This window comes from Actinoplanes couchii (genome assembly GCF_016862075.1).
In the GTDB taxonomy this organism is placed as follows: domain Bacteria; phylum Actinomycetota; class Actinomycetes; order Mycobacteriales; family Micromonosporaceae; genus Actinoplanes; species Actinoplanes couchii.
Map to the genome: position 1 here is coordinate 70,059 of NZ_BOMG01000114.1, position 12,863 is coordinate 82,921.

At 69.4% G+C, this 12,863-nt stretch carries 14 protein-coding genes; 10 read left to right on the forward strand and 4 right to left on the reverse strand.

Going from position 1 to position 12,863, the window contains the following annotated elements; translation table 11 throughout:
• The first annotated feature begins 78 nt into the window (after nucleotides 1–78).
• Nucleotides 79–741 carry a response regulator transcription factor gene (locus tag Aco03nite_RS45675; protein WP_203808137.1) on the forward strand — a complete coding sequence of 221 codons (663 nt, stop codon included), beginning with the start codon at nucleotides 79–81 and terminating at the stop codon, nucleotides 739–741.
• A complete protein-coding gene (locus Aco03nite_RS45680) occupies nucleotides 738–1,952 on the forward strand; it encodes a sensor histidine kinase (RefSeq protein WP_203808139.1) in 1,215 nt (404 codons plus the stop codon). Before Aco03nite_RS45675 ends, Aco03nite_RS45680 begins: the two co-directional genes overlap by 4 nt.
• Here Aco03nite_RS45680 and Aco03nite_RS45685 read toward each other — a convergent pair.
• Entirely contained in the window at nucleotides 1,861–2,691 is an 831-nt protein-coding gene (locus Aco03nite_RS45685) for a DUF4238 domain-containing protein (protein WP_203808140.1), read from the reverse strand. The two genes, Aco03nite_RS45680 and Aco03nite_RS45685, sit on opposite strands and share 92 nt — an antisense overlap.
• Here Aco03nite_RS45685 and Aco03nite_RS45690 point away from each other — a divergent pair.
• The 4 genes from Aco03nite_RS45690 to Aco03nite_RS45705 all read left to right on the forward strand — a co-directional run bounded on the left by Aco03nite_RS45690 (nucleotide 2,690) and on the right by Aco03nite_RS45705 (nucleotide 5,625).
• Nucleotides 2,690–3,367 (forward strand): response regulator transcription factor, encoded by a 678-nt coding sequence (locus tag Aco03nite_RS45690; protein ID WP_203808142.1) that lies wholly within the window; start codon nucleotides 2,690–2,692, stop codon nucleotides 3,365–3,367. The genes Aco03nite_RS45685 and Aco03nite_RS45690 overlap by 2 nt on opposite strands.
• Nucleotides 3,360–4,661, forward strand: coding sequence for a sensor histidine kinase (locus Aco03nite_RS45695; RefSeq protein ID WP_203808144.1), 1,302 nt, complete (start codon nucleotides 3,360–3,362; stop codon nucleotides 4,659–4,661). The genes Aco03nite_RS45690 and Aco03nite_RS45695 overlap by 8 nt, the downstream gene beginning before the upstream one ends.
• A 95-nt stretch (nucleotides 4,662–4,756) precedes the next feature.
• A complete protein-coding gene (locus Aco03nite_RS45700; protein ID WP_203808146.1) occupies nucleotides 4,757–5,308 on the forward strand; it encodes a PepSY domain-containing protein in 552 nt (183 codons plus the stop codon).
• 155 nt (nucleotides 5,309–5,463) lie between these two features.
• On the forward strand, nucleotides 5,464–5,625 hold the full coding sequence (locus Aco03nite_RS45705; RefSeq protein ID WP_203808148.1) for a hypothetical protein: 162 nt from the start codon (nucleotides 5,464–5,466) through the stop codon (nucleotides 5,623–5,625).
• Nucleotides 5,626–5,699: 74 nt separating this feature from the next.
• Here the strand turns inward: Aco03nite_RS45705 and Aco03nite_RS45710 are convergent, their stop codons facing one another.
• Nucleotides 5,700–6,239: a hypothetical protein gene (locus Aco03nite_RS45710; RefSeq protein ID WP_203808150.1), complete on the reverse strand. Its 540-nt coding sequence runs from the start codon at nucleotides 6,237–6,239 to the stop codon at nucleotides 5,700–5,702.
• A 269-nt stretch (nucleotides 6,240–6,508) separates the two neighbouring features.
• Here Aco03nite_RS45710 and Aco03nite_RS45715 point away from each other — a divergent pair, with 269 nt between their 5' ends.
• The 4 genes from Aco03nite_RS45715 to Aco03nite_RS45730 all read left to right on the forward strand — a co-directional run bounded on the left by Aco03nite_RS45715 (nucleotide 6,509) and on the right by Aco03nite_RS45730 (nucleotide 10,127).
• Nucleotides 6,509–7,231, forward strand: a complete 723-nt coding sequence (locus Aco03nite_RS45715) for a response regulator (protein ID WP_203808152.1) — start codon at nucleotides 6,509–6,511, stop codon at nucleotides 7,229–7,231.
• Nucleotides 7,222–8,307 carry a sensor histidine kinase gene (locus tag Aco03nite_RS45720; RefSeq protein WP_203808154.1) on the forward strand — a complete coding sequence of 362 codons (1,086 nt, stop codon included), beginning with the start codon at nucleotides 7,222–7,224 and terminating at the stop codon, nucleotides 8,305–8,307. Before Aco03nite_RS45715 ends, Aco03nite_RS45720 begins: the two co-directional genes overlap by 10 nt.
• Nucleotides 8,308–8,566: 259 nt before the next feature.
• Entirely contained in the window at nucleotides 8,567–9,415 is an 849-nt protein-coding gene (locus tag Aco03nite_RS45725; RefSeq protein WP_203808156.1) for a cytochrome c biogenesis CcdA family protein, read from the forward strand.
• A gap of 151 nt (nucleotides 9,416–9,566) precedes the next feature.
• Nucleotides 9,567–10,127: a hypothetical protein gene (locus tag Aco03nite_RS45730; RefSeq protein WP_203808158.1), complete on the forward strand. Its 561-nt coding sequence runs from the start codon at nucleotides 9,567–9,569 to the stop codon at nucleotides 10,125–10,127.
• 64 nt (nucleotides 10,128–10,191) lie between these two features.
• On the opposite strand, the gene Aco03nite_RS45735 is transcribed toward Aco03nite_RS45730, so the two are convergent.
• The gene (locus Aco03nite_RS45735; RefSeq protein ID WP_203808160.1) at nucleotides 10,192–11,970 is read right to left on the reverse strand and encodes a flavin-containing monooxygenase; all 1,779 of its coding nucleotides are present in this window, start codon (nucleotides 11,968–11,970) and stop codon (nucleotides 10,192–10,194) included.
• A gap of 101 nt (nucleotides 11,971–12,071) precedes the next feature.
• Complete coding sequence (locus tag Aco03nite_RS45740) at nucleotides 12,072–12,722, reverse strand: TetR/AcrR family transcriptional regulator (protein ID WP_203808162.1); 651 nt, start codon at nucleotides 12,720–12,722, stop codon at nucleotides 12,072–12,074.
• Between the last annotated feature and the right edge of the window lie 141 nt (nucleotides 12,723–12,863).

The window sequence follows — 12,863 nt, forward strand, 5'->3', positions numbered from 1 at the left end:
TCTACGCCCGGGCCGGTCGCAGGAAGGTCGCATCCGCCGCGACCCGGCTGCGACCGCCGATCTGGCAGGGTGACCGCCATGAGGGTGCTGGTAGCCGAAGATTTCGAGGTCCTGGCCCGTTCGATCGGGACCGGGCTGCGCCGGGAGGGCATGGCGGTCGACGTGGTGCTCGACGGTGACGCCGCCGTCGAGAGCCTGGCCGTCACCAGATATGACGTGCTGGTCCTCGACCGTGACCTGCCAGGGGTCCACGGTGACGAGATCTGCCGGCGGCTCGCGGCCGACCGCCGGCTCACCCGGGTGCTGATGCTGACCGCGGCCGGCACCGTCGAGGACCGGGTCGACGGGCTGAGCCTCGGCGCCGACGACTACCTGGCCAAGCCATTCGCTTTCGCCGAGCTCGTCGCCCGGGTCCGGGCCCTGGGCCGCCGTGCCACGCCGCCGATCCCACCGACTCTGACCTGTGGAGACCTCACTGTGGAGCCGGCGCGGCGGGTGGCGTTCCGGGCCGGCCGGCGCCTCGAGCTCAGTCCCAAGGAGTTCGCGGTCCTGGAGTGTCTGTTGGCCTCGCCCGGCGCGGTGGTCTCCACCGAGGAGCTACTCGAACGGGTCTGGGACGAGGCTGCCGATCCGTTCACGTCCGCGGTCAAACACACCATGCGCCGGTTACGTGCCAAACTTGGCGATCCGCCGGTGGTCGAGACCGTCCGCGAGGGCGGCTACCGGGTCGAGCCGCGATGAGCGGCCTGCGCACCCGGCTGTCGCTGTTCTACGCGGTGGTCGTCTTCGCCACCGGCCTGCTGGTCATCGCGGCGATCGCCCTGCCGCTGGCGGACATGGGGGCGACCATTCCCGCGGGCGACCCGTCGTCGCCCGACCTCACCGGAACAGGCGCCGGCGCCGGGCCGCGGCAGTTGGGCATCGGCATCGCCGTCGCCGTGGCCGTTCTGATCCCGCTGTCCCTGATCGTCGGCCGGCTGGTCGCCGTCTACTTCCTGCGACCGCTGCGCGCCATCACCACGACCGCCGCCGCGATCTCCGCCGGCAACCTGCATCAACGCCTCGACCTCGGCGAGCCCACCGACGAGCTGACCGAGCTGGGCGCGATCCTCGACGACCTGTTCGCCCGTCTGCAGGCGTCCTTCGACGCTCAGCGGCACTTCGTCGCCAACGCCTCCCACGAGCTGCGCACCCCCATCGCGGGTCAGCGAACCCTTCTGGAGGTCGCCCTCGCCGACCCGGACCCCGACAACCTGCGCATGGCCTGCCGGGAGGCGATCCAGCTCGGCGAGCAGCAGGAGCGCCTGGTCGCCGCCCTGCTGGATCTGGCCGTCAGCGAGCGGGGCTTGAAGACCAGAGGACCCATCGATCTGGCACGGGTGACCGAAAGGGCCGTCTCGTCCCGCCGCGACCTCGCCACCGAACGGCAGATCACCCTGGTGGCGGACCTGACACCGGCCGTGACCAGCGGAGACCCGCGCCTGATGGGGATCCTGATCACCAACCTGATCGACAACGCGATCCGTCACAACCATCCCGGCGGCCACGTCGTGGTCACCCTGAAACGGCCATCCGAACCACTGCACCGTGGTGACATACCCATTCCCGGGCTCGCCACATCCACCATGCTGACCGTCACGAACAGCGGCCCGCCGATCCCTGCCGACGAACTGGACCGCCTACGCCGCCCGTTCGAGCGCCTGCGCCCTCATCAGGGCTTCGGTCTGGGCCTGGCGATAGCCGACGCGGTGGCCCGGGCCCATGACGCCACCTTGGTGACGACCGCGAGACCGGAGGGAGGACTGGACGTCACCGTCAGCTTCCGGGAGAAACCACTGCCTCCGCGGGGAGAGGACGGTGTCAGCGCGGCTGCCAGTTCTTCGTCTTCTCCTCGACGAAACGGCGGGTCCGGGGATCGGGGCGGAAGTGGACCTCGTGGTCGGCGTGGGTGATCTGCATCAGGTTGATGTGGTCGACCTCGCGGGCCCGGATGTCGGAGTAACCGGGCTGCCGGGCCGGGAACTGCACGCAGAACCGGGGGTGCACCGGGAAGTAGACGGTCTCCGCCTCGGGGAGCGGTGGCGCGTAGTGCGGGTCGCGGACACCGGCCGGTGGATGGCCGACCGCTGCCACCGGGGTGTCGCCGATGACGAAGTCACGGTCGGCGGGGGCCACCAGGATCCGGGCGTCGCAGCGGCTCAGGTACTGGATCAGTTCGGCGTGCGACTCGGCGGCCCGGCGGCGGAACCCCCGCGACGGCTCCGGGTCGGCGGCTGCCGCACGGCGGGTGTGGTGGCCGTGCGCGTGGTGCACGGCGGTGATCGCGGTCAGGTTGATCAGCAGGGAGGCGTCCTCGAAGACGGTGTCGTTCATCACCGCGGCCATCGTCGCGGGCACGACCTCCTCGGTGCGCTGCCACAGGGCGCCGTCGGGCTCGTCCGCCGCGCCGGGGGTGTCCTCGCGGTAACCGCCGGAGGCCAGGTCGACCGTCGCGAGCACGCCGTCGGGGGCGAAGAATCGCAGCAGCGCCGGGGAAATCGCCGGTTTGAGAAGAGTAGCCACGTATGTCCTCCCGTTCTGGCTGATCGTATCGGCCGGGCGGCGGGCGCGGGTGATCTTCAGGCGGGTCGGGCGGTCGGCGGGGCCGGCGTTCAGCGGGCCTTCAGGTGGGATCGGCCAAGATGTAGGCATGCGTGTACTCGTCGTCGAGGACGAGAAGCGGCTCGCCTGGTCCCTGCGGGTCGGTCTCGAAGCGGAAGGGTTCGCCGTCGATGTGGCCGGCGACGGCACGGACGGGCTGTGGATGGCCCGCGAGAACGATTACGACGTGATCGTCCTCGACCTGATGCTGCCAGGCATCAACGGTTATAAGGTGTGCTCGACGCTGCGCGAGGACGGCGACTGGACCCCGATCCTGATGCTCACCGCCAAGGACGGCGAGTGGGACCAGGTCGAAGGGCTGGACACCGGCGCCGACGACTACATGACGAAACCGTTCTCGTTCCCGATCCTGGTGGCCCGGCTGCGGGCGGTGGCCCGGCGCGGCGCCCGGGAGCGCCCGGTCCAGCTCGTCGCCGGTGACCTGCGCATCGACCCGGCCGCCCGGAAGGTGTGGCGCGGCGACACCCTGATCGGCCTGACCGCCCGCGAGTTCTCGCTGCTCGCCTTCCTGGCGCGCAACGTCGGCGACGTGCTGTCCAAACGGCAGATCCTGGAAGCGGTGTGGGACGTCGACTTCGACGGCGACCCGAACATCGTGGAGGTGTACGTGCGGCATCTGCGCAACAAGATCGACCGCCCGTTCGGCCGGGAGGCGATCCAGACGATTCGCGGCGCGGGGTACCGGCTGGGCTCCGACGGTGGGTGACCGCGCCTCGGTCCGGCTGCGCACCACCGCGCTGTCGATGCTGGTGATGGCGATCGCCCTGCTGGCCGGCTCGGTGGCGCTGCTGTTCCTGTCCCGGGCGTCACTGCGCAACGGCATCGAGACGACCGCCGAGCAACGGGCCTCGGCCCTGGCCGCCCAGATCGGGACGACCGGGCTGCCGACCGGGCCGGAGGAGGACGATGACGACGACCTCCTCTGGCAGATCCAGGATGCCGGCGGGTCGGTCGTCAGGTCCTCGCCCGGGTTCGGCACCGCGGTTCCGGCCGAGGAGACCGACCAGACCGACATCGCCGGTACGGAACATCAGTACCTGATCGTCACCGAGGATGCCGGGGACTGGACCGTGGTGGTCGCGGCGTCGCTGGAAGAGCTGGACGAGTCGACCGACGCCCTGGTCACCCCACTGCTGATCGGCCTGCCCCTGGTGCTGGTCGTGGTCGGCGGCGTGACGTGGCTGGTGGTGACCCGGGCTCTGGCCCCGGTCGAGCGGATCCGCCGCGAGGTCGAGGAGATCACCGGCGATCGACTGGACAGGCGGGTGCCCGAGCCGGCCGCCCGCGACGAGATCCAGCGCCTCGCCGCGACGATGAACCGGATGCTGACCAGGCTGGAGGAGTCCCAGCAGCGGCAGCAGCGGTTCGTCGCCGACGCCTCGCACGAGCTGCGCTCCCCGCTGTCGAGCATCCGTCAGGCGGCCGAGGTGGCCCGGGAGCATCCGGGGGCGCTGCCCGAGGGCGAGCTGGCCGAGGCGGTCCTGGAGGAGTCGGGGCGGATGCAGCGGCTCGTCGAGCAGTTGCTGTTACTGACCCGTACCGGCGAAGGGGTGGTCCGGTCTTTCCAGGAGGTCGACCTCGACGACCTCGCCCTGGCCGAGGCGCGGCGGGTGCGCCGATCGGGGCTGACCGTGGACGCGTCGGGGGTGGGCGCGGGCCGGGTGCGCGGCGAGTTGACCGCGCTCGCGCAGGTGGTGCGCAACCTGACCGACAACGCGGCCCGGCACGCCCGCAGCACGGTGGGGGTGGTGGTGCGCACCCGGGCGGACGGGGTGGAGCTGATCGTGGAGGACGACGGTGCCGGCATCCCGGCCGGCGAGCGGGAGCGGGTCTTCGAACGGTTCGTGCGCCTGGACGAGGCCCGCACGCGTGACGAGGGCGGCAGCGGTCTTGGCCTGGCCATCGTCTGGGAGACCGTCCACGCGCACGGCGGCACGGTCACGGTCAGCGATTCCCCGCTGGGAGGAGCCCGGTTCGGCGTACGCCTACCCGCTCCCTGAAAAGCCGTTCAGCCGCGTTCAGGTGAGGTTCAGGGGCCCCGGAGCAAGCTGTTGTCGTTCCCGAAGTTCCGGTTCGACGAAAGAGGCGACATCTCATGAATACCGCCAAGCTCCGCAGCAAGCGCGTCATCGTCGCGGGTGTGGCTCTCGCGGCCGCTCTCGGCACCGGTGGGGTGCTGTTCGCGACCGCGGCCCAGGCCGACGAGGTGACCGGCGCCGACCGGGATCGGGTCGGCAACGCGGCCGTCCAGACGGTGCCGGGCACGGTGCTCGACGTGGAGACCAGCGACGACAAGGGTGAGGCGTTCGAGGTCGACGTCCGCAAGGCCGACGGCAGCGAGGTGTCGGTGCACCTGGACAAGGACCTGAAGGTCGTCTCCCAGGAGCAGGACGACGACGATGACAACGACGGTGCCGGCGGCGACGGGCCGGACACCGATGACCGGGTGCTGACGGCCGAGGAGCGGGCTTCCGGTGAGAAGGCGGCTCTGGCCGCGGTCGGTGCCGGCAGCACACTTCTGGACCTGGAGGCGTCCGACGACAAGGGTGTGGCGTTCGAGGCCGAGGTTCGTGACGCGTCCGGTCAGGAATGGGATGTCGACCTGGATTCCGCGTTCGCGGTGGTCGGCAAGACCGTTGACAACTGATCTGCGGTGATCCCTGTGGTTTCCGGTGACTGTGCCCTCTTTCGGGGGTTGAGCAGGTCCGCAGTTCGAGATCCGATTGTCGATTTCTTTCTCGGCGAGTCACGATGGAGTCAACGGACTTCGATGTACGGTCACCGGAAACCGGGGGAGCGAACATGGACCGAGCGAATTTCTACCGAGGCAGAGTCGGTGCCTGGCTGGTCAACGACAGGTATCTCAGCCGGTTCGGTGAGGTGCCGGTGCAACAGCCACGCGGCGGTTCGTGGCCGTTCGATCTGACCCCGGAGCGGGGCTGGCCGGGCCAGCCCCACAACTGAGCGTTTCCCGGTTCGGCGAGACTGTGCCTGCCCGAAGGGGCCCGGCAGGCACGGAATTCAGGCCGGGATCAGGGTCACGATTTACGCGTGACGAGCTTCCAGTAGTCCTCGCCCGTCTTCTTCGGGGCGACCACCTTGGAGGTGTAAACGTGCCGGAAGTCGCAACGCGATCCGTCCCACACCTTTTTGGTGACGGTGAATCCGAGCGCGTCGTGGTACATCCGCAGTTGTCCGTCCTTACCCTTCGGGACGTTCTTGGAGTACGACCATTGCTCGCTCTTGGAGTAACTGGCGCCGACCGTGACACCGAGGGAGGAGCTGGCCTTGGCGAAAACGATTCCGGCCTCGGCGGAAACGGTCGCGGTGACCTGTGCGGAAACGGTTGAGGTAGCCGTCTTGGTGTAAGTGATGTTCGCCGGTCCCTCGACCCAGGCGCTCTTCAGGTTGGTCGCCAGGCTGGTGTGTTTTTTGTCTTTGAAGGTGTACTGCGTGGTCACCTTCGGGCGGGCGTCACAAGCCGCGAATGCCGCGGAGCTCGGTGTGATCGCGGTGACGAAACCGGTACTGATTGCTGCCAGAGCGATTACTGCCCGGCGCTTCTTCTTCCCCGTCACTAGGTTTCCCCCGTGTTGTCAATTCAATAGCGAGCGCAGAAAGTACCTCGGCGAAAACGCAAGATCAAGAGTGCGTGGCGCATATCGGGAAACTGCCAAGCGGGCCGTAAACGCCCATTCGGGCAGGTATTCCGGCGGCAATGGGGGACTGTCGGCGGGGCCACTCCCACTGGTAGGGGGAGTGGCCGGGCGGGCCGGGCGCTCTACTGTCGGACCTGGACGGCGTCGCTTCGGGGGCGGGCCGGTGGCCGGGCGACGGGTGGTGGTGTGTGATCCGGGTGGTGATCGTCGATGACGAGGCGCTGGTGCGGTCGGCGTTCGCGCTGATCCTGAACACCGCTCCGGACATCGAGGTCGTCGCCGCCACGACCGGCACGGGCGCGCTTGCCGCCATCCGGGAGCTGCGGCCGCACGTGGTCCTGTTGGACATCCGGATGCCCGGCGTCGACGGGCTGACCGTGCTCCGGGAACTCCAGGCGGAGGCCGGATCCGGGGCTGTGACCGCTGGTGGCGCTAGGCCCGGGGCCGGGGCCGGGGCGGTGACCGCTGGTGACGTCGGGCCCGGGGTCGGGGATGGGGATGGGGGCGAGCCTCCGGTCGTGGCGATGCTGACCACCTTCGACGCCGACGAGTACGTGCTGACCGCCCTGCACTCCGGGGCGGCCGGGTTCCTGCTCAAGGACACCGATCCGGAGATGCTGGCCCAGCTGGTGCGCACCCTCGCCGCGGGGGGTGTGGTGATGTCCCCGACGGCCGCCCGCCGGTTGGAGGGCAGCCTGCCCCGGACCGCCCCGGGGCGCCTCGGTGATCTGGACGACGACGAGCGGCGGCTGCTCGACATGATCGCCGGTGGTCTCACCAACGCCGAGATCGCCGACCACCTCGGTCTCACCCCGGCCGTGGTCAAGGAACGGGTCGGCGCGCTGCTGGCCACCCTGCGGGTCTCCACCCGGGTGCAGGCGGCGCTGCTGACGCAGGGGACATGCCGTTGAGGTACCGCACGGTGCTGATCGAGGCCGCCCTGATCGCCGCGGCCGCCCTCGACACCTTCGTCAACATGTGGAGCGACGCCCCGGTCAGCATCGCTCTCGGTGTCGTCGCGTGTGTGGTGCTGCCGTTGCGGCACCGGTTCCCGCGGACCGTCTTCGCGCTGACGCTGCCGGCGGCGCTGCTCGAGGCGGCTCTGGTCGCTCCGTTCGTCGCCCTGTACGTGCTGTCCACCCGGGTCCGGGACCGGCGGTGGCTCGCCGGGTGCGCGGTGCTGTTCGCGATCGCGTCGGCGGCTCCGTCACCGTTCGACACGGAGGCGACGTCAGCGTCCGACACCCTGGTGTACCTGGCGTACGGGCTGGCCACCGCGGCCGTCCCGGTGCTGCTCGGGCAGCTGGTGCTGACCCGGCGTGAGCTGTCCCGGCGGATCGAGGAGATCGAGGAGGCCAAGGAGCACGAACGGGTCCTGCATGCTCAGGCCATCCTTGCCCAGGAACGGGCCCAGCTCGCCCGCGAGATGCACGACGTGGTGTCGCATCAGGTCAGCCTGATCGCTGTGCAGGCCGGCGCGCTGCAGGTGGCGTCCGGTGAGGCGGCCACCCGGGAGGCGGCCCGGACCATCCGCACCTTGAGCGTGGGCACCCTGGAGGAACTGCGCACCATGGTCACCCTGCTGCGAGCCTCCGGTGCCACCGAGCTGTCCCCGCAGCCCACCCTCGCTGACCTGCGGACCCTGGTCGGGGCGAGCGGGATCGAGGCGAAGCTGATCGGCGAGCCGGCGCCCACGGTCGGTACCCCCGGGCAGCGGGCCATCTACCGGACGGTCCAGGAGGCGCTGACCAACGTGCGCAAACACGCGCCGGGCGCCGCCGCCACGGTCGAGTTGTGGCACTCGGGGCCGCACACCGGCGTGACGATCACCAACACGCGGCCGCCGCGCCCGGCCCTGCCGCTGCCCGGCGCCGGACAGGGCCTGGTCGGCCTGCACGAACGGGCCTGTCTGCTGAACGGCGCCCTGGAGTCCGGCCCGACCGAGGACGGCGGCTACCGGGTGCACATGACGTTGCCGCTGACCTGACCCGTGCCTCGTCCCCGCGCCTCGCCTTGCCCCGCCTCACCTCGCCTTGCCCCCGCCTCACCTCGCCTCGCCCCCGCCTCGCCCCGCCCCCGCCTTGCGTCGCCTTGCCCCGCCCTCGCCCCGCCCGGCCCCCGCCTTGTGTCGCCTTGCGTCGCCCCGCCTCACCGGCCGCGACCCGGGTGCTGGTTCGGCGGGTGGTGGGCGTAGTCGTGTCGGTGGGTTTGAACTGTGGTGGGGCGGCGGGACGTAGAGCCCGGTGATGGACACGATCACCTTTGCGCTGGCGGCGGGGCTGCTGGCGGCTTTCAACCCCTGTGGGTTCGCGTTGTTGCCGTCGTTCCTGGCGATTCTCGTCTCCGGGCCCGGGGGAGTGTGGCGGGCTCTGCGGCTCTCGGTGGCGATGACCGCCGGGTTCGTCACCGTTTTCGGGAGCATCGGGTTTCTGCTCAGAGTCACCACCGCGCCGATCCAGCAGCATCTGCCGTGGGCCGCGGTCGGGATCGGGGTGCTGCTGGTGCTGCTCGGGGGCTGGCTGCTGACCGGGCGGGAGCTGCAACTGCGGATTCCGCGGCTGGCCGCCGGGTCGCCGTCGCATTCGGTTCTCGCGCTGTACGGGTACGGGGCGTCCTACGCGGTGGCCTCGCTGTCCTGCACGATCGCGCCGTTTCTCGCGGTCACCGGGCTGGTCTCGGGGGAGAGCGACATCCGGACCGGACTGAGCGCCTTCCTGGCGTACGCAATAGGCATGGGGTTGGTGGTGGGCCTGTTGGCGATGATGGTCGCGCTGGCCCGGGAGGCGACGGTCCGGCGGACCCGTGCGGTGCTGCCCTGGATCTCCCGGCTGAGTGGTGCGTTCCTGCTGGTCGCGGGGGCTTATGTGGCCTACTACGGCTGGTACGAGCTGCGCCTGATGTCCGGCGCCGGCAGTGCCCGGGATCCGATCGTCGGCGCGGTCACCGGTGTGCAGGGGACGGTCACCACCTGGCTCGACGCGACAGGTGTGGTCTGGATCACCGCAGCGTTCGTGGCGGTGGTGGCGGTCGCGGTGCTGGCACGCCTGCGGCGGCGCACAAAACGGCAGATAACGTCACCTGCCAGTTCCCTGTGAAATCCTTTCATCGTCTTGACAAGTGAGTAGAACTTCGCGGCCTGCTGTCCGAATCCTGCCCGAGACGGAAGATTCTCGCTGGTGACAGCCCTGTAGCGTGCCGGTTCACCAGGAAGCCACGGGGGTTTCCTGTGAACTGAAGGAACACCACATGCGCCGTGTCTTCGCCATCGCCGTGGCATCACTCGTCTCCTCCGGCGCCCTCCTCGGCACGCTGCCGGCCGCAGCCCAGGCCGCTCCGACGATCTGTGACCCGAACAGCTCCTGGGTCACCGTCAACAGCACCGCGCGGACGCTGAAGATCCTCAAGTCCGAGCACTGGGCCGCACCCTCCACGGCGCCGCTGAAGGTGACCAAGAACTGGAGCGGGGAGATCGACTTCGGCGCCTCATACACCGGCAGCATCGGCGGCAACCTGAGCGTCGAGGTGCCGGTCAAGGCGTTCAACGTCGGCGCCGGCATCGATTCCAGCGCCGAGTTGGCGATGGACGTCCGGATCAAGAAGACCGTCTCGGTGACCCAGGACATCACGATCCCCAAGGGCCACAGCATGATCCAGTACGCCGGCGTCTACGTGACCTCCACCAGCCTCACCAAGAAGCAGTGCAGCAGCAACGGCGCGTCGGTCAAGACGGTGTTCAGCGGTTACCTCACCGGCCCGCGGATGTCGTCCTCCGGCTGGATCGACTGCAAGGACACCACGGCCTGCTGACGCTGTGACGGACCGGCCCGCCGCCCTGCCCTCGGCGGGCCGGTCATCGTTCGACGAATCGACGTCAGGACAGGATCTCGTCGATGTTGTCGGCGCGCCAGTTGCGCAGCAGCTCGTGGAAGACCACCGGGCCCGGGCCGAACGAGAAGCTCACCTGGCGCGGGTTGCCCTCGCCGTTGTAGTAGCCGGGCGTGCACTCGGCCTGGAAGGCGTACTGCTTCGGTGCGGTCGCGGAGATCGTGTCGCACCACGCCTGCTCGGCCTCGGCGGACGGCTCGACCCGCTTCGCGCCCCGGCTGTTCGCCTCGGCCACCACCGCGCCGATGTGGGTGGCCTGCTCCTGCAGCACGTGCACGAAGTTGACCGCCGCCGCGTTCTGCATCGACCCGAGGTGGAACAGGTTCGGGAAGCCGTGGCTGTAGAACCCGTGCAGGGTCCGCGGCCCGCGCGCCCAGTGCCCGAGCAGCGGCATCCCGCCCCGGCCGGTCACCGGCAGCGTCCCGGACAGCACCCCGGAGATGCCGACCTCGAACCCGGTGGCGAAGATGACGCAGTCCACCTCGTACTCGGTGTCGCCGACCACGATGCCGGTCGCGGTCATCCGGGTGATGCCACCGGTGTCGGCGGTGTCCACCAGGGTCACGTTCTCCCGGTTGAACGTCGGCAGGTAGAAGTCGCTGAACGTGGGCCGCTTGCACATGTACCGGTACCACGGCTTCAGCTTCTCCGCGGTCTCCGGATCGGTGACGATCGAGGCCACCCGCGCCCGGATCTCGTCCATCTTGCGGAAGTCGGCGATCTCGTCGTGGTACGCCCGCTCCTCGTCGGAGATCGTCGGGTCGACCGTACCGGTCAGCATCTGCCGTTGCAGTTTGGCCGTGCCGGTCCAGCCGTCGGCGATCATGTCGGTGTCGACGTGCCCGCCGGTGACCAGGCTGAGGAAGTTCTCCATCCGCTCCCGCTGCCAGCCCGGCCGCACCGAGTCGAGCACCGCCTGGTCGGTGGGGCGGTTGCCACGGAAGTCGACCGACGACGGGGTGCGCTGGAAGACGAGGAGCTGCTCGGCGGTCTCGGCGACGTGCGGGATGACCTGGATGCCGGTGGCGCCGGTGCCGACCACCGCCACCTTCTTTCCGGCGAGTTTCTCGAGGTCGTCACCGGTGTAGCCGTAGTCCCAGCGGCTGGTGTGGAAGGTGTGCCCCTGGTACCCCTCGATGCCCGGGATGCCGGGGAGCTTCGGCTGGGTCAGGGTGCCGGACGAGATCACCACGTAGCGGGAGGTGAACGCGTCGCCGCGGTCCGTCGTCACGTGCCACTCGGCGGCCTCGTCGTCCCAGGTGAGCCCGGTGACCTTGGTGTGGAACATGGTGTCGTCGTACAGCTGGTACCGCTTGGCGATGTTGACGCAGTGCTGCCGGATCTCCTCGCCGGGGGCGTACCGCCACTTCGGGACGTAACCGACCTCCTCCAGCAGCGGCATGTAGACGGTCGCCTCGATGTCACAGTGGATGCCGGGGTAACGGTTCCAGTACCAGGTACCGCCGAAATCCCCCGCCTCGTCGATCACCCGCAGGCTCTGCACCCCGGCGTCGCGCAGTTTCGCCCCGCTCAGCAGGCCGCCGAACCCGCCGCCGATCACTGTCGCCTCGACCCGGTCGGTCTTCGCCGCCCGCTCGGTGAACGGCGTGTACGGGTCCTTCGCGTAGTAGCCGAACTCGCCGGCCGTCTTCCGGTACTGGGTGGCGCCGTCCGGCCGGATCCGGCGATCGCGTTCCGATCGATACCGGGCGCGCAGATCCTCCAGCTCCTGGGAGCTGAAGCGGTGGGGGATGGTGGGGGACATGTTGAGACCCTTTCGCGGGGTACGTCCGGCGATCAAGAGCCCCAATTTAAAGCAACTGCTTGACGTATGGGTGATCCCGGGGGTCCTAAGTGGCCGGTGTGTCAGAAGTTCCTGGTCACCGGCGCGCGATAGAGCCCCTCCAATGCGTCGATCAGGCTCGTTTCGGTCGTTTTCCATATCGGACGGACATCGGCACCGAGCGGCAGCAAGCGCTCACGGCGCGCACAGAAATGCAGAATCAGCGTGTGCGCCATGTCGTCACGTTCCCGGCGCACCTCCGGCGACATTTCCGGCAGAACCCGATCCAACCCCCGGAATACCGCCTGCAACGTCGGAAGTTCCCCCACCTCGGCCTCGGTCAGGTCCCGCAGGTTCGGGTCCGCGATCAACTGTGCGGCGAACCGGGCGTACCAGCTGGGATTGCCCAGGCTCGCCAGGTGCTCGGTGATCGGCCGGACCACGCACACCACCCAGTCCCGCACGTCGGCACTCGCGCCGATCGTGGCCAGCAGCTGCTGCCGGATCGCCGTCATCGGCTCGGCGTGCCGCTGCACGATCGCCCGGACCAGGTCGTTCTTGGACCCGAAGTGATAACCGACGGCCGCGTTGTTGCCCTGCCCGGCGGCCTCGCTGATCTGCCGGTTCGACACCGAGAACACCCCGTGCTCCCCGAACAGCCGCTCCGCGGTGTCCAGAATCCGCTCGCGGGTGCTCTCCACCTGCTCGGCGCGGGCCTTCCTGGCGTACTTCATCAGATTTCTCCGTGGATGCTCCGGCCTTCGGGCCGGAGAGGAAACGGACTCCTGTGGGGCAGGTCAGGAATAGCCGATTCGCCGTCAGGGTGGATCGGCGTGCACCCTGACGAGTGATCCGCATGGTCATCTCCGAACAGT